Genomic DNA, 20,977 nt, shown 5'->3' with positions numbered 1-20,977 from the left:
TTGAAAGGATGATAGGTTTGATTATAGGTGACGTCACTATTTATCGCCACAAGTGTGTTATAAAATCTTACATAGTTTTTAAAAAATAATAATTAATGTTAGTTTTTATTACAAATATTCAGAAAATTAGGATATAATATCCTTATTGAATTAGCGTAAATCCAAAATGAGGTGATTTTCATCGACCAGCAAAAAGAATCTTATTTAGACAGAAAAGTAATTTCCATAGGGGTGGTCAGAGAATTAACCGGACTATCCGATAGACAAATCCGGTACTATGAAGAAAGAAAACTCGTTTTCCCCGAAAGATCTAAGGGAGGTAATCGTAAATACTCTTTTTCCGACGTCAAGGCATTAGTGGAAATTGCCGATAAAATAGAGGATGGAGTGCAAACCAATGAAATTAGGCAGGAAAAATTAAAAGAGAACAGAAGAATTGAACAGGAAAAAATGCGAAAAAAAATGCTGCAGGGCCAATTAAATGCACACTTTGGATTACGTAATTGATTTTCACTCAGCAACCGCAATTATTAGCCGATTCACTACATACCATAACTGTCCATATTTCAAATTTCGATTAGCCGGATAACAAATTCAGCTTACATCTAATAAATAACTGTTAACATGATTAAACTGGACATGATGACTTTCATGTCCAGTTTTCCATTTTCTTTACAATAAAAGTATTCTAGCTAATCCTTCCTCTTCTAAGCGAACTCCTTATCTTTTGTCTTCTCTGAAAACCATGATAACTTTTCGGATAAATTCACCACTTCTCCTATTACAATCATGGCGGGATTGGCTATCTGCTCTCTTGTAACAATCTCCACTATTGAATCGATTGTTCCTGTAAAAGTTCGTTGAAAACCTGTCGTTCCTTGTTCAATGACAGCAATGGCAGTTTCAGGCTTCTTTCCGCAGGATCGTAATTGTTTACAGATATATGGAAGGTTTTTAATACCCATATAAATAGCAATGGTGTCAACACCATGTGCCAAATGATGCCAGTTGATGTTATCAGGTTTGCCGGTCACGCCGTGTCCTGTGACAATCGCGAAGGAACTCCCCCATTCCCTGTGAGTCACTGGAATTCCGGCATAAGCTGGCGCAGCGATTCCAGACGTGATCCCAGGAACTATTTCATATTGAATTCCGCGCTTAACTAGCACTTCCGCTTCCTCACCGCCTCGTCCAAAGACGAAAGGATCTCCCCCTTTTAGACGAACAATCGTTTTTCCATCCATTGATTTACTAATTAACAATTGGTGAATGTCCTTTTGGGGGACACAATGTTTACCAGGCGCTTTACCGCAATAAATGTATTCAGCTTCAGTTTTACCGTATAAAAGCAATTGGCGATTTACCAATCGATCATACAAGATGACATCCGCTTCCGCGATGCATTTGATTGCCTTGACAGTAATTAAGTCCGGATCACCAGGTCCGGCACCAACGATATAGACCTTACCTTTTTCCATCCTTTTTCCCCTTTTTTGTTTTGTCATGAAAGCTCTGTGTAATTAGGCTCTGCTGTTCAATTATGATTGAACCAAAAAAACATGATGATGCATGGGAAGAAAACCTCCCTTAATGAGACGTTAACTCAACTATAGGATGTACTTTTACAGCACTGACTTTAAAGCCAGGCATTTTGCATGTCGGGTCTAAATCCTGTGAAACGAGGCGATTGACATTTTGTGAGTCTGCCCAATGAAAAGGAACGAATATAGTATCATGACGAATGGTTGCTGACCATTTGCTCCTTACAACAATACTTCCCCGCCTTGATTCGATTTTCACCAAAGTATTGTCTGGAATATGATATTTCTTCGCTGTTTCCGGATGGATTTCCATATATGATTCAAAATTTCTTGCAGCTAATGATGAGCTTTTTCTCGTTTGTACTCCTGTTAAATAATGTGACATAATTCGTCCTGTTGTTAAATAGAGTGGAAAATCAGTACATGGCTGTTCTTTTGGAACAAGTGGCACATTATTAACCACAACCATGGCCGCCTTTCCATCCGGGTGGGCAAAAGACGTTTCGAATAACCTTTTTGTCCCTTTATGGTCAATGGTTGGGCATGGCCACAATATGCCTCCTTCTTTTCTTAATCGATCATACGTTATACCATAATAATCAGCGGTCCCCCCGCGGCTTGCCACTCTTAATTCTTCGAAAATCTCTTTTGCAGATTGAAAGGGAAAATGCTCTCCTTTTCCAAGAGCTTTTGCTATATCACAAATGATTTGCCAATCATGCTTCACTTCCCCAGGCGATGAAAAGCTGGCTTCCCGCAGCGTTACCCGTCCTTCTAAATTTGTCATCGTTCCTTCATCCTCTAAATAAGACGAAGTAGGTAAAATCAAATCAGCCAATCTAGCAGTTTCAGAAACGAACATATCTACTGCGACAAGAAACTTCAATTTCTTCAAAGCCCTTTTGACAAAGTTAGCATTGGGATTTGAAACAATTGGATTGGAACACATTAAAAACATGCCGGTAATTTCACCTTCATTGATCTTCTCTATCATTTCGTATGCCGATACACCTTTACGCGGCAAATCAGCCTCATCGATTCCCCATATTCTTGCAATATGTAATCTATGTTCCTCATTTTCAATCATACGATACCCCGGAAGCTGGTCTGCCTTTTGGCCATGTTCTCTTGCTCCCTGCCCATTTCCCTGTCCAGTGATTGCTCCATAACCCGAATTCACTTTTCCGATTTTTCCTGTAACAATTAGAATATTAAGAAAATTACGGACAGCTGCCGAACCATCTGTTTGCTGCTCAACTCCCCTTGCTGTAAAAATCATTCCTGATTCTTCTTTCCCGAACATTGTAGCCGCTTTTTGAATTTGGTCGCTAGGCACCCCTGTCATTTCTGCAATTTCCTCCAACTTTAAAGATGTAACATACTCTTTAACTTCGTTGTAGCCATTTGCACGGTCCCGGATAAATGCTTCATCAGTAAAACCTTCTTCAATAATCACTTTCAATAACCCGTTTGCCAAGGCGGCATCCATCCCCGGTTTTACTTTTAGATGTAAGTCAGCCATTTTTGTTGTTGCTGTTTCTCTTGGATCTACAGCAATAATATATGCCCCATTTTGTTTCGCTTTCTCAAAGTAAGGCATGATTGTCGGCTGGCACTCCGCAATATTCGTGCCCGCCAAGATAATGCACTTTGTGAACGGAACCTCTGATAAGCTGTTGGTAAGGCCCCTGTCCAAACCAAACGTTTGGCTTGCTGCCGAAGCAGCTGCGGACATGCACAAACGGCCATTATAATCTATATACTTTGTTTTTAAAGCCACTCTTGCAAATTTCCCAAGCAAATATGCTTCTTCATTTGAAATGGATGCACTCCCATATACAGATAATGCATTTACACCATCTTCCGCTTGAATTCTTGTGAAATTCTCTTTAATGTGATGTAATGCCTCCTCCCAAGATATTCGAATAAATTCTCCATTTTTTTTAAGTAATGGGTATTTAATTCGGTCGTTATGCAATGCATGTTGGTGTGCATTCATTCCTTTAATGCATAAGCGCCCCTCTGAGGTTGGATTATCTTTTCCAATCGTCATATACTTTTTTCTTGTTACTATGGTTTGTTCCAACAGCTGCATCTTACATTGCATACTGCAAAATGGACATTGTGTTTCATATCGTTTTTCTGATTGGACCTCTTGTTGCTTCGTCCGGAAATACTTTAATAATAATTCGGTCAAGGCTCCTCACCCTTTACTCATTGTTTTCTTCTGGAACAAACGTTTATCCGTTTATCTAAAGGTATTCCACTTCGTTCATTCTCTGATCTACGCCATTTCCAATCGTTGAGATAGTTGCTTACTAAGTTCATTATCAAACAAAACTTCTCTAACATGAATTAAACCCACTCGTTCAATCCATTGCCAAGTCCGCTCTAAGTAATTGGCTGTTTCACGATAATATTGAATAAATCCGATGATGATTTCAATTGCTTCATCATTTGTCCCGGCTATACATAACAGTTCACCGGCACGAACATTACGCCCGCTGCTTCCGCCCACATATATTTCCCAGCCCCTGTCAACGCCCATAACACCTATATCTTTCGTTGTTGATCCTGCACCATTATGCATGCATGCAGATATGCCCAACTTAATACGATAAGGTGTTGATACATGCTCCAATCTTTTTTCCAAATCAACAGCAAGTATAAGGGATTGCTGTTTTTCACAAGAGCAAACATTCTCACCGATACATGTTTTGACGTTTTGAACGGTGTTACCATATTTTGAACTTAACGGCATGTCTAAATCAGCCCACACACCTGGAAGGTCTTCTTTTTTCACACCCATTAAATGAATCCTTTGTTCGCTTGTTACCGCCACCTGAGAAATATCATATTTATCTGCAACATTTGCAATTTTTCGCAAGTCCTTCGCATTCGTCATCCCCCCGTACATTTGCGGGATAACAGAGTATCGGTTATCACTTTGAACGGTTGCATTCTTTTTTTCATTTATGAAGAGGGTTTGCTGTCTGATCTCGTATTCTGGATGAATCATCCCTAAATAATAGCCAAGGGCCGGCCGGCAAGTTGAACAACCTTCGACATTTCCCCATTCAAGAATATCCATCGCTTCTTCGACAGTTGTTAAGTCTTGGAGCTGCATTTTATACACGACCTCATCTTCCGTTAATGCCGTACATGAGCAAAACGCAGTTTGTTTCTCATCCTGAGTAGAAAGATTACTTTGAGTATAGTTCAAAAGCTCGGTCACTGCCGGCTTACATCCACCGCAAGAACCGGAAGCGTTTGTGCATTGTTTAACTTGTTCCACAGTTGTTAATCCCTTTTTTTGAACCACTTCAATGATTGCCCCTTTTGAAACAGCATTACAATTGCAAATGATTTCATGGTTTGCCATCGAAGCGATAATTCCCTCTCCCGTACTTGGTGATTGGAACAAATCACGCTTTTCCTCTGACGATACTTCTTTCCGCTTTAAAATCATATCGAGTAATCGTGAACGGATGTTTGTATCTCCATAAAGAACAGCACCTATGATTTTTCTTCCTTGGAAAACCACTTTTTTATAAACACCATCTAATTCATCAATAGTTGTGATTGATTTCGTTGTTTCATCACCAAGGAAATCTCCAACAGAAAATAACTCAACTCCTGATATTTTCAACTGGGTCGACAGGACCGAGCCTTGGTATCCGTTGCATTTCATCTCACAAATATGCTTTGCCAGCACTTCACCTTGTTCATATAGAGGTTTCACCAGTCCATAAACAATGCCTTGATGTTCAGCACATTCACCAACTGCATAAATATTTTGGATGCTCGTTTCTAAATAGTCGTTTACAATAATGGCACGATTTGTATCAATTCCGCTTTCTTTGGCCAACTGAATATTCGGTCTGACCCCCACAGCCATGACGACTAAATCTGCTTCCAGCTCCGTTCCATCTTTAAAACGGACGCGCTCTACACGTTCGTTGCCGATTATCTCCTGTGTTTCCTTTTTTAAAAGAAAGTTCATTCCCTGATTTTCCAACTCTTTTTGCAGCAAAAGTGATGCCTTTGAATCAAGCTGCCTTTCCATTAAATGGTCAGCAATATGAACGACATGCACATCCATCCCAAGGTTTAACAGCCCTCTCGCTGCTTCTAAACCTAATAAACCGCCTCCGATGACGATTGCTTTTTTATGTTTGTGTGAAGTTTCAATCATCTTTTGGCAATCTTCAATCGTCCGAAATGCAATGACGCCTTCTTTATCAACTCCGGTAACAGGAAGAATAAACGGGACAGAACCTGTGGCAATTATTAGCTTATCGTAGTAAACTTCCCGTTCTTTGTCCGTTTTTATCTTCCGAGTCTCTTTATCAATTTTCACAACCGTTTCCCCTGTGAACAATTGGATATTATTCTTTGCATACCAGTTTCGATCATTTATCGTAATATCTTCAAAAGAAGTGTTGCCTTGGAGCACAGTCGACAATAAGATTCGGTTATAGTTGACGTGTGGTTCACTGCCTAAAATAGTAATCTCGAACGCAGCCGGATCATTCCTGATAATTGACTCAACACAGCGTAATCCCGCCATTCCGTTTCCTATAAGGACAAGTTTTTGTTTAAACATTTTATCCCCCCAAACAAGTACTGTATCAAGCTTGTAAATTAGTAAACAAAGTTTTAAACCTTAACTGAATTCTTTCCGAGTACCCACGTTTTTCTCCATGAAAGCTGAGCTAGGCCCAGGATAAGCAACGCCACTATTCCAACTGCGGAAAATACTAAAAATCCTGTAGAATATGTGCCAGTAATCTGTTTTAACGATCCTAGTATGTTTGGAACCAAGAATCCGCCAACACCTCCGGCAGCTCCTACAATTCCTGTGATAAAACCAATTTCTTTAGAAAATCGCTGTGGAACTAACTGAAAGACAGCCCCGTTGCCCATACCGAGAAATAGCATTCCGATGAACAGCAGGATGGTAACGACAGTAAGGGAATAAAGAAAACTAATCCCAAACATACATAATGTGAGTCCGATAAATAAAAACATAAGCAACTTAACTCCGCCTATTTTATCGGCAATATATCCTCCGACGGGACGAAAGAAGCTTCCAGCGATGACACATAATGTAACAAATTCGCCAGCCCTTATTCGTGTTAACCCATACTCATCAACAAAAAAGATGCTTAAAAAGCTAGTAAACCCGACAAACCCTCCAAAAGTTACACTGTAAAGAATACAGAAATACCACGTATCCCTTATTCTAAATACGTTGAAATATTCCTTGAGTGGTTTTGCAGCTGGTTGAGATGGTGCATCTTTTGCGATTAAAATATAAATGACAAACACGATGGTTAAAGGAATCAATGCCAATCCCATAACGTTATGCCAGCCAAGAGACTCTGCAATACGCGGACCAAACAATGTCGCAAAAAGAGTTCCGCTATTACCGGCTCCCGCAATGCCCATCGCCAGACCCTGCAAATGCGGGGGGTACCAGCGGCTAGCCATAGGAAGTGCTGCAGCAAAACTTGCACCTGCCACTCCGAGCAAAATCCCAATTAAATAAAGCTCGGCTAAAGTTTCTCCGAATAACCACCCCCAAAAAAGCGGAATCATCGTAACAAGCATCCCGCCGATTGCTGTTTTCCGCGGACCGATGCGATCAGTCAAAAAACCAAGGACGATTCGAAAAAACGAGCCTCCCAAAATCGGAATAGCTACAATCAAGCCTTTTTCAGCTGGGGAAAGCCCGAAATCCCGTGTAATATAGACACCTAGTGCACCCAATAATACCCAAATCATAAAACTGATATCAAAATAAAGGAATGAAGCTAATAACGACGGAGCATGACCGCTTTTTTTCAATTCAGATATTTTCATTTTTCATCTCTCCAATACTTTATTAATTGAATATTCGTTTATTTTACTCTTATAATCGTAGGATTTCTTTGTTTATGTCAGAAAACATCACACACTTTTTTGTAAGTTATAAAATGTGTATAATTTGAAGCCGTTTTTGGCTAAAATTTAATAATTTTATCTCATTTTTCTTATATAAATTGAATGTTAATGTGGTTTACTTAGGAGAGGTATAGTCCCAAGCTTGTTTAACATTTCAGTTATGGCAGGAGATATACCAAAGATACCTCCATTAACTTTTCGAAATATCCCCATACAAAAAAAGAGAAGCCTAATGCTTAAGCTTCTCTTCCTGATTGTAGATAAACACGACAATAATAATTAAGTTTGTTTACAGTTGTAATATTTATCCGATAATTTTCACTCCAGGCACGCGCTTATTCCGCAGGAGTCTCGAATACCTGGGCTTCAATATCTTTGTTATAGGCTCTTTTCGTAAAGATTGTTGTTTTTAAAGCGAAACTACCAAGTAGTGCGGTGTGGTTGATTTTCCCTCCAGATGCTCGCTTTCCGCGGGGCGGTCGGTGAGCCTCCTCGGCGTAAACGCCTGTGGGGTCTCACCTGTACCGCTGCTCCCGCAGGAGTCTCGCACTTCCGCTCCAATCAACCTTATATTGTTATAACATGAAGAAAGACCTCCTTTTGCAGTCTTTTTTGTTTAAAATAGAAGAAACCAAAACGTTAAATGATGATTGCATCTTCATTAGAAGGCGGGTTCTTCTCACAGCACGAAACAAGGAACTTTTTCATATGATGTGATATGAGCGGCATGAGATTTAATAATCTGATTATATCCGGGGAAAGGTTGGGTGCAAAATATGAAGCAATATCCATTTCATAACATCCCATTTCAAAATCTTCAGAAAAAAGACATGTCATTTGAAGAGGTATTCGTTCATATTGTTGAGTTCATGAAATTAAACCCTTCCGGTAACTATCGATTAATGGTCGGTACAGATTCACAAGTACATAAAAAACATACTGTTTTCATTACAGGCATCGTGATAAGGCAGGTAGGAAAAGGTGTATGGGGCTGTATAAGAAAAGTGATGATTCCCAGAAGGATGCTGCATTTACATGAACGTATTTCCCAAGAATTGTCGTTGACAGAAGAGATTGTAGCACTGTTTACGGAAGAAAGAAAAAATCAATTAATTGATATAGTCTTGCCTGCTGTATACCAAGGGGCAACGTTCACAATGGAAGGGCATATTGATATCGGGATTGGAAAGCGGAACAAAACCAGTGAGTTTGTAAAAGAAATGGTAGCTAGGATGGAATCAATGGGCGTGGAACCGAAAATCAAACCCAACGCTTTCGTCGCTTCAAGTTATGCCAACCGGTATACAAAACAAGAGTAAATGTCTTTAGAAAATGTAATAAGGCAAAGCAACCTACACTGGATTTGTAAAGGGCTGTGAAAATAAATCAAAACGGTACATAGAATTCCTATTGTACGGTATTTGAAAACAGCAAAAAACCGGCCTCGGACCGAGACCGGCTTCAACATTTAAAGATATAAGCCGCCATTGCCGTATTCAGTAAGAAGGTTTTAAACCACCACTCCTCAAAGTGGGTGTTTGCAGAAATAATCCTGTTGTCCAAGTCAGTGACAAGGCATAACATTCCTGTTTCAATATAAAACTCCCTATTACAGCTTAAAGGTTAAAACTTTATTATCATTACGAACAGTGCAGCTTGTATTATTATAATACCTGAATTCCTCATATGTTACAATGTTAATTACCACCATATCAATAACCTATTGCTGACTAATGGAATGGTCGTATTAGCCCTTTATAATAGCATTCGTTAAAATCAAACTATTGATCAAAATAACCGATAAAATCCCCTTCGTCTTTATTTTGCAGATATAATACCGTTTCTTTGTCAGAAATAGTAGGCAGTCCGAAATTTTGTTCATACCTCTCTATTCCTTTTCCTGTAATGATAATCCAATCCCCTTCCTTTCCAGCTTGTATCGCCTCCTGTATAGCAAGTGTCCTATCTGGAATAACCTTCCCATTTCCAGCAGAGTAATCGCTTTGCAGTTTATTTAGTGACGATTCCATCCCCTCCATTCCCTCCGAATTCAGATCATCCATCGTCAAAATCGAAACATCACTATGATCCGATGATACTCTAACCATTTCTGCCCTTTTGGTTGTATCTCGTCCACCCCGGAAACCAAAGATATGATAAATCTTTTTCGCCCCGCATTCTTTGGCAGTTTGAAGCATGTGATGTATGGCATCTGCAGTATGGGCATAATCAATGACGATTGTCGGTCCATATTCTTTCTTATACATTTCAAACCTTCCAGGCACACCGGAAAATTGTTTCAATGAAGTGAGAATTTCCTCTTTTGAAATTGGAAACATCTTCGCTACGGAATAGGCAGCAGTTGCGTTATATAAATTATGAAGTCCTGGTAAAGGTAACTCAATTTTCACAAAGTCATGATTCTCATTCAATAAAATAAAGGGGCTTGTTGCAGTATTATAATTGGTGATGGTTAAATCGCAGCGATTGGATTTTCCAAATACATAGGCACTTACATTTTTTTTCTGTAAATATTCTTGTAGTTTTTCTCCCCAGAAATCATCCCCATTGATGATTGCAAGTCCATTAGGTTTCAATTTTTCAAAAAGAAGTAATTTTGCCAGGAAATAATCCTCCATCGTACCGTGGAAGTCAAGGTGGTCATGGTACAAATTCGTGAAGACACAGAAATCAAATTCAATTCCTTCTAAACGGTATTGAGCTAATCCATGTGAAGAAACTTCCATTATGACAACCATGTCCCTACTTGCAGCCAGTAAGGAATTCAACTCCATGCTACCTGGAGTCGTATTATGGGAATCGACTTTGTTTCCATTGATAATATGCTGTATCGTACCAATGACGGAACAGGTTACCCCATTTTCTTTCAATATTTGCTGAAGCATATAACTCGTTGTGGTTTTTCCATTTGTACCCGTAATTCCTATCATTATTTTTTGTTTGCTTGGATCTCCATAAAACCTTTTGGCGATTAGCCCCAATGCTTTACGGCTGTTCTCCACTCGTAAATAAGGAACTTCCAATCCCTTCATATCGCGATCACCAATCACAGCTGATGCCCCTAAACGAATTGCATCTTTAATGTAATTATGGCCATCTGACTTATATCCGGCTACGGCAACAAAAAGGTAACCCTTTTTTATTTCTTTAGAGTTATCGGTTACACCTGCGATGGATATATGTTCAACGTCCTTCGGCAAATCCCAGTTTATCGCTTCTTTCAATATATCTTTAAGGATCATTAACTTTTCTCCTTTTTCATTTAAGCTATTCACCGACTTTTGAAAATTACATGCGTAAGTACCAAAAAGCCCTTTTTTAGTATTAACCAGTACACTAAAATAATTGTCAATCCAGATTATGTTAGTTGCAATAACAGTCAGCAGGAAAAAAGAAAAGCAGCCAAAATTGGCTGCTTTTCTTATGGCTACGGTTGAATTTCCAGGGGTTTTGTTTCGGCCTTTTGATTGTACAATGGCAATATGAAAAACATCCCTAGAATAAAAAAGAAAGCGGCTGTTTCAAATATGGCGACGAGTGAAAATTGCTCTTTCAGCACGCCTGCTGCACTCATGGTCAACACCATCGATCCTGTGAATAACGGGCTTAAGATTCCATTGACCCTTCCGATGAATTCACCTTCGGTCCTCTGTAATATCAAAGTATTAATCCCGATTTGAATACAAGGCAGCATTAGCCCATTAAAGAACTCAGCTGTAAGTGTAATCCAAAGATTTGTTGAAAGCCCCATTACCGCTAATCCAATGGCATTCACAAGCATTCCGAAAGCTAATAATCTCTGAGGTGCCACTTTTTTAGCAAAAATCATCACCCCAGCTCCGCCTAAAATCATGCCAAATCCATTCACCATAAATAACCATTGCAAATTTTCCTTGGGAAGTTCCAGTTGTTCGGTAACAAGGAATATAGAAAGCGGCTGAATGAAGCCCAGTCCAAGCCCGGCTGCCAGAAAACATAATCCAAGCAAACTTAGTTCTTTTTTTCGCAACACATAGCTCACTCCGCTTTTCATTTCCTGCCATAACGTTGTTTTTGCTGTCTCTTCATTCAGTTTACGATCTTTTGGAAGAAAGGCGAGTGCTCCAGCTGAAAGTAAAAACGCCAGGCCAGTAATCGCAATCGATATGTTTATCCCAAATGATTGGAAGGCAAATGTCCCGAGAATCGGGCCTAAAACCATAAATACTGCGAAGACGGTCTGATAAACGGACATCCCTGTCTGAATTTGACTTTCAGGCAAATGCATCTTAAATAGCTTCATGCCTGATGGCTGAGAAAATTGAGAAAGTATCGCCGAAATCAAAGTGGCGAAGAAAACCATTTTCCAACTGCCAAAGATGAGCGAGATTAGCACAGCAAATACGGATATTGCACTTAATATATCACACCAAACCATCGTTTTTTTCGGACTCCAGCGGTCCGCAAACGTCCCTCCAATGAATGAAAAAATAAAGATGGGAGCGAATTCCGCTACTGATATCATCGAAATGGCAAAGGCATCCCCGTTTGTCTTTTCCATGACGAATAACAAAACAGCAAAATTCCGTACCCATATCCCTATTTGTAAAAACAAGCCTGAAAAGATAATGGCCCGGAATACACGATTTTTAAAAATGTTAGGTTCCTTATTACTTAATGATACGGACGTGTTTTTTTCCATATAAAAACCTCCTGTGAAATTTCTGGACAGGAGGCAGTACAATACAAAATTAACAAACCAAAAGATTCCTAATGGACGGAACACAATGATCTTTGTTTGTATTTTAGTACAGACTAATCCTATCCAGAAAAAAAGTTCGTATTTAGCACGCATTTTTTCTCTTTAAAGAATAGGATTAAATGATCATTGTTTAAAGGTCACCCTTCCATTTTATGCTAATTTGATAATAATCTATTCAATCTGATAAATCAAGGTAAAATTTAAAAATACATCCATTTTTTAGAAAAGTTTGTGCAGTTTCTCGCATAAAAAATAGGCTCCTTTTAAAGAAAGCCACAGACTGGAGACAAACTCGAAAAAAAGCTAGTTGCCTCCAGAATTTTTTTTGGATCGGGAGTTTGAGACTCCTGCTGGGTATGCGACTCCAAAGGAGACCTCACAGGCGCAAAGGGCGGACCGCCTGCTGAAAGCGACGGCAATACGGTCCAATCAACGTTCGAATACTTTCTTTAAAAGAAGCCGTTTAATATCCTAAAGTTCCCGAGCACTTCCACTAATTTCGGCCCTTTCTCACACTCACCATCATTCGTTCTTGATAATTCCTGGAATACCTCAGGCAATTGTGTTTCTTCTTTTCAGTTCTCCCATATACGTTCTTGAATAGGATTGCCCTGTACAAGCAAATGGGAAGATGGCATTAGAATTTGATGCTCATGTAAAGCAGTCATCATTTCAAACCGCACACTCCTCGATGTTTCAAAGTAATCATCAGGTTTCACAAGTCCCACTATGCATAGTTCATATCCAACAAATTTTAAATTCGGATTTAAATCCGTAATGCCGATGTATCTAAAATCCTCTTCAGGTGTACCATCCTCTAGCCTTAGAAGGGTTTCACCATACTTCTCATTACAGATCATGCATATATCCTCCAACAGCCGTTTTACCTTTTCTGGATTTTCTTGATAGCTTACAGTAATACGCTCAATGATTCGCATTCTCCCTTTATTAAAATTTTGAATTGTCCTGATTTCACTGTGAGGGATTGTCAGCAATTTTCCTGACCATTCCCGGATCTGCATGAACCGGATACCTATTTCTTCAATTGTCCCCGAACTTGTCCCATTAAATGTAACGAAATTCCCCACCCGGAATTCATTATCTGAAAGCCTTACAAATCCCAATAAGATATCCTTAAGCATTTGCTGAGCAGCAAATCCGATAACGACCCCTACAATCCCAGCTCCAGCCATGATTCCCTTTATGTCAATAAACTGTCCAATCAGATAAATGAGGAAAAGTCCTGCCATGCCGTATCTAAGAGCAGACCGGGTAACTCCCTGTATCGTTCTTTCAACTTCTTCCACAAAAAAATTAGATCTTTTAAAGAACCATTCAACCATTTTATTTAAAATACAATAAACGGCCAATAACAGTAAGGCCAATATAAAAAGCCTCAATAATAAAAATTCCTGCAAATAATCCATAGCCTGCTCTGTAAATTTCAAGACATTCATGTTCCCAACTCCAATTTCACTTTTATTCAGAATCAATTAAAATCCAGTCATCATCCTTGCCTATTATCCCTTTATCAAGGATAAGTCTTGTTTTAAGGCGGTAGGAAACCCCTCGTTTATAAGGCTCCTTCAATATAGGCAGACAAAAGTTAAAAGGAATTTCATTGCTTTCCCCTGAATTTATCTCCCTTGAAGACAAAATGGTGCTCGTTTTAAGGATTTCTTCCATTCCGGTAGAATGTGTATCCATAATCAAATCACATTCAATCCTCCTTATTCTTTGCGTAAGGGTACCGCCCTTAATCAAGAAATACCCATTTATGCATTCACCAGATTTATACGTATTTTTCGGAAGGATTAAATCTATTTGTGCAGAACCTATCCCTAAAAGTAACAAAGATTTTCTCAGTATCAACTAATACACTCCATTTATATTTATTTGTTTTTCTACTAAACCCACATGTTTATACATTTCCGTAAGGGTTACATGATCTGGACTACAAAAAAACCTTTACCATTTTGGTAAAGGTTCAATAAAAGAAAATAGACCTTTACCAATAGGTAAGGTCTGGCTAACAACAATATGCTGCCAACAACACCGAGAGCATAGAGCTCCGTAATGACGACGTTGTTGTAAAAGCTACTCCCCTTTGGAGAATGTATTCAAGTATATAATTTATAATACGGTAGGATTGGAAAGTTTGTCAAACCTTTATATTTTATTATTTTTAGGCGCTGCCCGGGAAATTCAAGATCTTTGTACATATCTTGATATTAATGAAAATATAATGAATGAACTTGTCCCGTCATTAAAAAAGAATGAACTGCTGGGTTTTAAATAGTCCAGTTCGTGGAATATGAAGTATGTAACAGTAGTGACATTCATTTACTACGCCGCTTTCAAAAAGAATAAAATGAACAAACTATGTATATTTTATGGAAAACTAAAATTATATTTAAAAATTAACAAGATTTCTCTTTTACTTGCGCCAATCATGTTGTAATATAAATGTAACAATTGTAATATTTATTAAACTTTCGTTACATAAGTATCCTATTAGGGATTGGGGAGATTAATTATGAAAAAATTTTTAGGTATGCTATTATCCATTATTTTAATTTTCACTCTAAGTGGTCAGGTTACCGCAAAAACGACATCACAGAATTTGTCTGATGCAAATGCATTAAAGATAGCCGATAATGCCAGCAAGCATTTTTGGAATGCTTTACATGGTTATAAAACCCGTTCATGTTCACAAAAAACTTTCAATTATAAAGGGACAGAGTATTCATACCTTTGCCAAGAGTTTAATACAAAAGATAAATTGACAACCTACTTAGCAGAGACATTTACTAATAATGCAGTTGAAAAAGGGCTGACCAAATATAATTACATTACCCATAAAGGGAAATTAGCCCGTCCAGTCGGAGACGGATTTAGCATGTTAGAGTGGAAAAAAGCAAAAATTAAATTGGTCTATCAAAAACAAAACGTTAGGTCATACAATTTAACTGTACCTACAGTCGACGGTGAGTCAGTAAAAAGAACGGTTACCTTTTATAAGTCCGGATCCACTTGGAAAGTCAATCAGTTTGATGCAGTTCAATAAATGCTGGTTTAAATATAACGCCTCATATGTTGTATAGTTCGTTAAAAACTATATGACATATGAGGTGTTTTTCTGTTTTCCCTTTGATAAATCTTTTTACATCATGGGACTTTAAAATCAAAAAAACACAGCTAGGTTGCTGTGCCTTAACGAATTTTTGCCTTACGGAAGCCTTGATAGGAATCGTAGGCGGCAAAAAAGATGGAGATGAGTATGAGCCCCCAGTAAATCGATGTTTTCCAATCATCGATTGAAAATAGTGTTTTTTGGTAGGCAATGAATTCGGGATTCAATAAATTAGGATTACTGATGATGATGATGAAGGTCAGAGTGGACAACAGCTGGTATATAGCATGGAATATAGCTAATTTCAGGGTCCATTGTCTTAAAAATAATTTATAAATCGCCAAGAGCACCCCGATGATAACGACGCAAGATACCAGCAGCCAATAGGAATTCAATACATCTTGATTAAAAGAAGGTGTCACGAAAATGAGACTGCCATTTCTTTTTTCATAAACCCCTAGGAGGTTTGCTGCGTTGAAATACAGGGCTGCGAATACAGAAAGGCCTAACAAACTAGCAAAAACCTCGATCATAGGAACCGCTTTTATCTTTGAAATGTTCGGAATATCTTTTAGGTTTTCCGGTGTCCATGGCTTCAAGTTTTTTGTTAAAGGTGACTGGTCTTTTGAAGTATCCAATCGTTCTGCAATGGCAAATGAAAGCGTTAACCAGAAAAACACTTGGATACTTGTACTGATGATGCCTGCAATCCCTTTCCCGATTATTTTTAAAATTGCGTCCACAATCGTATATTCCGTATCCCGGAACGGATTATCCCCTACTAATGCGATCAGCGAAATGACTGCAGCGATTGGTAAAATCATTTTCAACAGACTGATATAGACATCATAATAACGCGGTCCAATCAGATGCATCGGCCGATCTCGGTAACCACTTGCCAGTGTAACCGGATCACCTAATTTTAAAAGAACCGCTTTCACGTCTTGCTCCGTATGATTCTCCGGAAGCATATCTGCGATTGTAGATTGAAGCTCCAGCCCTATGTCCTCCCGGTTTTTTTCAGGCAGCCTGCGGGTCACTTCTTGAATATAAAGTTCAATCAGCTCCATCTTCTCCCTCTCCTTTTAATAATATATAAAGCTCTTGAGAAGTTTTTTCCCATTCTTCCTTTAACTGAGTGAAGATCTCTCCCCCATAATCACTTAAAGAATAGTACTTGCGCGGTCTACTTTCAGAAGTATCCCAGCTGCTGGTCACCAATTCTTGTTTTTCCAGGCGGCGAAGTAAAGGATATAAAGTACTTTGATCAATGGTAATTCCTGACTTCTCTAAACGCTGGACAAGCGAGTACCCATACTGAGGGGTTTTGAGCTGACTCAGAACAGCTAACGTCAAAGTGCCTCTGCGCAGCTCAGTGGTTAATGAATTCAGTAAAGTGCTCATCCAATCACCTCTTCCCTATACTATGTGACGTACACCATACCTTATACTATGCATCATACACTATTTTAGTTCTTACAACACCATAAAAATTAAAATATATTTAATTTAAAGCATAAAAAAGAGAAGCGTTTCACGCCTCTCCTTTTTTCCATTATTAATATCATACGAGAATGACCCATAAAATCATCGTCGTGATAATCGTGACTACACCTTGTATTAAGGTTGCCATCGTTTGAGCTTTATAGGCATCCGTCACTTTCATCCCGCTAAATTGGGTGACCACCCAGAAGAAGCTATCATTTACATGGCTTACAGTCATCGCACCTGCACCGACAGCCATGACTACCAGTGCAAGTGGAACGGCTCCTTCAATACCCAATGTTGGAAGCATGGGGGCTATCAAAGATGAAGTGATGACCAGGGATGCTGTTGAAGATCCCTGGGCTGTTTTCAACCCAGCAGCAATTAGGAACGGGACCAACAGGAACAAGGACCCGCTAAAGATGCTGCCCATATCCCAACTTTGGATGATATCTGCAATCCCTGTATTTTTAATGACGGTACCAAATGCTCCGCCCGCACCGGTGATCAATAATATGGGCGCGGCATCCAATAATGCTGCTCCTACCCAGTTTGTCAATGTTTCTTCATCGTACTTAGGCAGCAATGTCAGAGCTGATATTACTCCGACGAGCAATGCGATGACCGGCTGGCCCAAGAATACGAAAAATACGGCGATACTGCCCTCTGTACCAAAGAGCGTTAATACAGAGCTGGCACCAATCAGGACAATCGGTAAAACGATCGGTAAAAATGATTGAAAGGCAGAAGGCATCTTGCCGAATGAACGGACAATTTCATCATAATCGTAATCCAGGTCACTTCGGTCATCTTCAACATCAATCTTGGTCGCTACTTTCATGGACCATATATAACCAGCAAGTGCAGCTGGAATGGCCGTAATAAGACCTATCAAAATGACGGTCCCCAAGTATCCGTCCGCTCCGATATTCCCGGCTGCCGCAATTGGCCCTGGAGTTGGAGGCACAAGTGTATGTGTCGCATACAAACCGGTTGCAAGCGCAACTGACATGGAAGCAACCGCTACTTTTGCGCGTCTTGCCAATGCTTTTCTCAAGCTCGATAAAATAACGAAACCTGAATCGCAAAAAACGGGTATGGATACGATAAAGCCAATCATGCTCATGGCAAGCTGCGGCCTTTTAGGACCGACAATCCTCAATACGACTTCGGCCATTCGCAATGCGGCCCCGGCCTTTTCCAAAATGGTTCCGATTATTGTACCGAAAACGATGACAAGTCCAATGCTCGTCATCAGTCCGCCAAAACCGCCATTAATATTCTCAACAATCTGATCCAGAGGCATTCCAGAAGCAAAACCCACAAATAAAGTGCCTAATAAAAGCGATAAGAACGGATGCAGCTTGAATTTAGTTGTCGCGAAAACAATTAAGAACACACCAATGGCCAAAACAATAAATAACATATGATTACCCCCTCTTTTTGATCGCTGTCAAAAAAGTCCGCATTACTTGTTCTGCTGAAGCTTCCAACAATTCAGCTCCTCTTTCCATAGCTTCCTTTAAAGGCATAGGAGCGTTCACCAAACTATGAACACTAGTTATTCCATGATCATATAGAACTTCAATACCTGTTCCGATCGATCCAACCAAAACAAATACGGGAATACCTTGCTTTTTAGCTTCTTGTGCAACTCCCATTGGTGTTTTGCCTGAAGCAGTCTGGAAATCGATTTGGCCCTCACCGGTAAAGACACAATCGGCATCGGACAATTTTTCACCCAGTTTCGTATACTCCATCACAATATCGATGCCCCTTTTTGTTTCTGCACGGAAAAAGGCTTGAAATGCTCCACCAATTCCACCTGCAGCACCAGCACCTGCTTTATCATGCAAGTGTATGCCTGTTTTGATTTCCACTAAATCAGCCCATGATGATAAAGCTTTATCAAGCATTTCAACCATGTCAGGAGTCGCCCCTTTTTGAGGTCCGAATACATTTGATGCCCCATCGGGACCGACTAATGGATTTTGGACATCCGAGGCAATCAAAAATTCGGAATCTGCTATTCTGGAATCAAAATCATCCGTATTAATTTCTGATATCCGCAATAATTCGGCACCTCCGAATCCCAGCGGTTTACCCTCTTCATCAAACACCCTCATTCCCAAAGCCTGAAGCATTCCAACACCGCCATCATTGGTAGCGCTTCCACCAATGGCTAAAATGAACTTTCGACAGCCCTCATTCAATGCTTTTTGAATAAGCTCCCCTGTCCCGTATGTAGTAGTGATCAATGGGTTCAACTCATCTGGATCGACTAGGCATAGACCGGATGCACTGGCCATTTCAATCACACATGTTTTTTGATCGCCCAAAATTGCATATGCTGCCTGAACATCTTCAAGTAAAGGTCCTTTAACGGTCACTTCAACTTTTCGCCCATTTGTAGCTGCAACTAGGCTATCCATCGTACCTTCCCCGCCATCCGCTGCAGGAACCAATACAGTCTTCGCATCCGGCAGCGCCTTCCTGACTCCTCGCTCGATTGCTTTGGAAGCTTCTGATGCTGACAAACTTCCTTTATAGGAATCTGGTGCAATAACGATTTTCATGCCCAGGGCCCCCCTTTGAATATATTTTTATATCAATTTAATTATAATCTTCGGAAATATTTTAATCATCGTTCATTCTAAACGAAAATTAGTATGACATATTTGATTTTTTTGGCTATACTATATAGAAAAAATGATCTTTTGGAAAGTTTTCTGTTATTTTCCCATTTTCCTAAAGTATAAGATAGCTAAAGACTTAATCTATCGACAATCCCCCTTTACATGAAAAATCCTAGCTTGTTTGCATGAAATATGATTACCATTCTGTTAGAAAATAAAATAACTCTAGAAGGATGACTTCAATGCTGACCCAAGAAATTGCAATGGAAATTGTCAAACAAACCACTAATAGACTTAACAGAAATATTAATATTATGGATGATAAAGGAACCATCATCGCTTCCGGAAATCATGAACGCATCGACCAATTGCATTTAGGAGCAATCGAAGTATTGAAAACGGGAAAGCCTTTGATCATTCACGAAAATGATCGTCATCAATGGGTGGGTGTCCTTCCTGGGATTAATTTGCCTATTAATTTTCAAAATGTAATTATAGGCGTCATCGGGATCACCGGAGATCCGACTGAACTTTTGGAATTCGGTGAATTGGTGAAAATGATAACGGAAATGATGCTTCATCAAGCTTTTATGGCGGAACAACTCGAATGGAAACAACACTTGAAAGAATTGGTCTTTGAAGACTTATTAAAGGAAGATATCAATCAGCATTCGATTGATCAGAGACTTGAACTGATTGGAATGAAATTAGAACCTCCCTATCAAGTGGGGGTGATGGAAATGAAATTAAATCCATTAAATAAGAATGAGCTGATTCAAATGACTGAAACTATTTTTGGCACCCAACAGTCCATTGCTGGGTTCCTGAATGTGAATCGGGTTTTCATTCTCACTACGGCGCTAAGCGGAAATAACATTAACAAAAGACTGGATACAGCCATCAAGCAATTAAGAGCAAAAGGCTTTGTTATACGAATCGGTTTGGGCTCTATAGTGGAAGAGGAATCATACATAGTCCACTCTTTCCGCGAAGCTGAAACCGCACTTTTACTAGGTGAAGCCAATCAAGATTTAACCAGATATACTGATGTGGAAACAAAAGCTCTATTGGAAAGGATAGATGAGCGGACGAAACAACAATTTCAGGAAAGAATTCTAGGCAGCTTATCCGAAAAGTTGATAGAGACACTGCAACAATTTTTCCTTAGCAACCTAAATATCGGGGAATGTGCAAAAAGAATGTATATCCATCGTAATTCCCTTATATACCGATTAAAAAAAATCAAGGAAATTACCGGATATAATCCACAGGTGCTGCATGATGCCATAACTTTGCAGTTAGCCATTTGGGTAAGCCGATCAAAAAGGAGAAGTTGAAAGATATCGCGAGAACCATACTAGCTATTTAAATTTTTTCATTCCATCCCTATTAAATTAAGCATTGCATTGGAATTCTGTATAATTGATCGAATTACCGAGTAGATTAAAAATACATGATTTTTTTGCATATCAGG

At 39.3% G+C, this 20,977-nt stretch carries 16 protein-coding genes and 1 other RNA gene; 4 read left to right on the top strand and 13 right to left on the bottom strand.

Features of this window, described 5'->3' with window-relative positions:
- Positions 1–231: 231 nt before the first annotated feature.
- Complete coding sequence (locus MPH60_RS09820) at positions 232–507, top strand: MerR family transcriptional regulator (protein ID WP_336275413.1); 276 nt, start codon at positions 232–234, stop codon at positions 505–507.
- Between the two features lie 200 nt (positions 508–707).
- Here MPH60_RS09820 and cobA read toward each other — a convergent pair whose 3' ends face one another.
- The 4 genes from cobA to MPH60_RS09800 all read right to left on the bottom strand — a co-directional run bounded on the left by cobA (position 708) and on the right by MPH60_RS09800 (position 7,406).
- Positions 708–1,478: a uroporphyrinogen-III C-methyltransferase gene (cobA, locus tag MPH60_RS09815; protein ID WP_241591626.1), complete on the bottom strand. Its 771-nt coding sequence runs from the start codon at positions 1,476–1,478 to the stop codon at positions 708–710.
- 109 nt (positions 1,479–1,587) lie between these two features.
- Positions 1,588–3,738, bottom strand: a complete 2,151-nt coding sequence (nasC, locus tag MPH60_RS09810; RefSeq protein WP_241591624.1) for an assimilatory nitrate reductase catalytic subunit NasC — start codon at positions 3,736–3,738, stop codon at positions 1,588–1,590.
- Between the two features lie 87 nt (positions 3,739–3,825).
- The gene (nirB, locus tag MPH60_RS09805) at positions 3,826–6,147 is read right to left on the bottom strand and encodes a nitrite reductase large subunit NirB (RefSeq protein WP_241591623.1); all 2,322 of its coding nucleotides are present in this window, start codon (positions 6,145–6,147) and stop codon (positions 3,826–3,828) included.
- Positions 6,148–6,200: 53 nt separating this feature from the next.
- A complete protein-coding gene (locus MPH60_RS09800) occupies positions 6,201–7,406 on the bottom strand; it encodes a nitrate/nitrite transporter (protein ID WP_241591620.1) in 1,206 nt (401 codons plus the stop codon).
- An 857-nt stretch (positions 7,407–8,263) separates the two neighbouring features.
- Between MPH60_RS09800 and MPH60_RS09795 the strand changes: the two genes are divergently transcribed.
- Positions 8,264–8,806, top strand: a complete 543-nt coding sequence (locus MPH60_RS09795; RefSeq protein ID WP_241591618.1) for a ribonuclease H-like YkuK family protein — start codon at positions 8,264–8,266, stop codon at positions 8,804–8,806.
- Between the two features lie 155 nt (positions 8,807–8,961).
- Here MPH60_RS09795 and ssrS read toward each other — a convergent pair.
- From ssrS to MPH60_RS09770, 5 genes are all read right to left on the bottom strand, one after another.
- A non-coding RNA gene (gene ssrS / locus MPH60_RS09790) (6S RNA) lies at positions 8,962–9,148 on the bottom strand.
- Positions 9,149–9,268: 120 nt separating this feature from the next.
- Positions 9,269–10,750, bottom strand: a complete 1,482-nt coding sequence (locus MPH60_RS09785) for a UDP-N-acetylmuramoyl-L-alanyl-D-glutamate--2,6-diaminopimelate ligase (RefSeq protein ID WP_241591616.1) — start codon at positions 10,748–10,750, stop codon at positions 9,269–9,271.
- 185 nt (positions 10,751–10,935) lie between these two features.
- Positions 10,936–12,189 (bottom strand): MFS transporter, encoded by a 1,254-nt coding sequence (locus MPH60_RS09780; RefSeq protein WP_241591614.1) that lies wholly within the window; start codon positions 12,187–12,189, stop codon positions 10,936–10,938.
- Between the two features lie 635 nt (positions 12,190–12,824).
- Positions 12,825–13,706: a mechanosensitive ion channel family protein gene (locus MPH60_RS09775; RefSeq protein ID WP_241591611.1), complete on the bottom strand. Its 882-nt coding sequence runs from the start codon at positions 13,704–13,706 to the stop codon at positions 12,825–12,827.
- A gap of 22 nt (positions 13,707–13,728) precedes the next feature.
- Positions 13,729–14,121: a sporulation protein gene (locus MPH60_RS09770; protein WP_241591609.1), complete on the bottom strand. Its 393-nt coding sequence runs from the start codon at positions 14,119–14,121 to the stop codon at positions 13,729–13,731.
- Between the two features lie 664 nt (positions 14,122–14,785).
- Between MPH60_RS09770 and MPH60_RS09765 the strand changes: the two genes are divergently transcribed.
- Positions 14,786–15,316: an IseA DL-endopeptidase inhibitor family protein gene (locus MPH60_RS09765; RefSeq protein ID WP_241591606.1), complete on the top strand. Its 531-nt coding sequence runs from the start codon at positions 14,786–14,788 to the stop codon at positions 15,314–15,316.
- Between the two features lie 146 nt (positions 15,317–15,462).
- Here MPH60_RS09765 and MPH60_RS09760 read toward each other — a convergent pair whose 3' ends face one another.
- From MPH60_RS09760 to MPH60_RS09745, 4 genes are all read right to left on the bottom strand, one after another.
- Positions 15,463–16,452 (bottom strand): HAAS signaling domain-containing protein, encoded by a 990-nt coding sequence (locus MPH60_RS09760; RefSeq protein ID WP_241591604.1) that lies wholly within the window; start codon positions 16,450–16,452, stop codon positions 15,463–15,465.
- Positions 16,439–16,786, bottom strand: coding sequence for a PadR family transcriptional regulator (locus MPH60_RS09755; protein ID WP_034306796.1), 348 nt, complete (start codon positions 16,784–16,786; stop codon positions 16,439–16,441). The genes MPH60_RS09760 and MPH60_RS09755 overlap by 14 nt, the downstream gene beginning before the upstream one ends.
- A gap of 160 nt (positions 16,787–16,946) precedes the next feature.
- Positions 16,947–18,293: a GntP family permease gene (locus tag MPH60_RS09750; protein ID WP_241591602.1), complete on the bottom strand. Its 1,347-nt coding sequence runs from the start codon at positions 18,291–18,293 to the stop codon at positions 16,947–16,949.
- A 4-nt stretch (positions 18,294–18,297) separates the two neighbouring features.
- Entirely contained in the window at positions 18,298–19,443 is a 1,146-nt protein-coding gene (locus MPH60_RS09745) for a glycerate kinase (RefSeq protein WP_241591601.1), read from the bottom strand.
- 302 nt (positions 19,444–19,745) lie between these two features.
- Here MPH60_RS09745 and MPH60_RS09740 point away from each other — a divergent pair, with 302 nt between their 5' ends.
- Positions 19,746–20,840: a CdaR family transcriptional regulator gene (locus MPH60_RS09740; RefSeq protein ID WP_241591599.1), complete on the top strand. Its 1,095-nt coding sequence runs from the start codon at positions 19,746–19,748 to the stop codon at positions 20,838–20,840.
- Positions 20,841–20,977 lie beyond the last annotated feature (137 nt).

This window comes from Peribacillus sp. Aquil_B1 (assembly GCF_022603275.1).
Taxonomy (GTDB): Bacteria; Bacillota; Bacilli; order Bacillales; family DSM-1321; genus Peribacillus.
Note: the sequence above shows the minus strand (reverse complement) of the source record. Positions and strands in the feature narration are given on the sequence as shown.

Excerpts from the sequence above, each read along its gene's own strand:
- cobA (WP_241591626.1), bottom strand. The coding sequence starts at position 1,478 with ATGGAAAAAGGTAAGGTCTATATCGTTGGTGCCGGACCTGGTGATCCG.
- nirB (WP_241591623.1), bottom strand. The coding sequence starts at position 6,147 with ATGTTTAAACAAAAACTTGTCCTTATAGGAAACGGAATGGCGGGATTA.
- MPH60_RS09800 (WP_241591620.1), bottom strand. The coding sequence starts at position 7,406 with ATGAAAATATCTGAATTGAAAAAAAGCGGTCATGCTCCGTCGTTATTA.
- MPH60_RS09795 (WP_241591618.1), top strand. The coding sequence starts at position 8,264 with ATGAAGCAATATCCATTTCATAACATCCCATTTCAAAATCTTCAGAAA.
- MPH60_RS09785 (WP_241591616.1), bottom strand. The coding sequence starts at position 10,750 with ATGATCCTTAAAGATATATTGAAAGAAGCGATAAACTGGGATTTGCCG.
- MPH60_RS09780 (WP_241591614.1), bottom strand. The coding sequence starts at position 12,189 with ATGGAAAAAAACACGTCCGTATCATTAAGTAATAAGGAACCTAACATT.
- MPH60_RS09775 (WP_241591611.1), bottom strand. The coding sequence starts at position 13,706 with ATGAATGTCTTGAAATTTACAGAGCAGGCTATGGATTATTTGCAGGAA.
- MPH60_RS09765 (WP_241591606.1), top strand. The coding sequence starts at position 14,786 with ATGAAAAAATTTTTAGGTATGCTATTATCCATTATTTTAATTTTCACT.
- MPH60_RS09760 (WP_241591604.1), bottom strand. The coding sequence starts at position 16,452 with ATGGAGCTGATTGAACTTTATATTCAAGAAGTGACCCGCAGGCTGCCT.
- MPH60_RS09755 (WP_034306796.1), bottom strand. The coding sequence starts at position 16,786 with ATGAGCACTTTACTGAATTCATTAACCACTGAGCTGCGCAGAGGCACT.
- MPH60_RS09750 (WP_241591602.1), bottom strand. The coding sequence starts at position 18,293 with ATGTTATTTATTGTTTTGGCCATTGGTGTGTTCTTAATTGTTTTCGCG.
- MPH60_RS09745 (WP_241591601.1), bottom strand. The coding sequence starts at position 19,443 with ATGAAAATCGTTATTGCACCAGATTCCTATAAAGGAAGTTTGTCAGCA.
- MPH60_RS09740 (WP_241591599.1), top strand. The coding sequence starts at position 19,746 with ATGCTGACCCAAGAAATTGCAATGGAAATTGTCAAACAAACCACTAAT.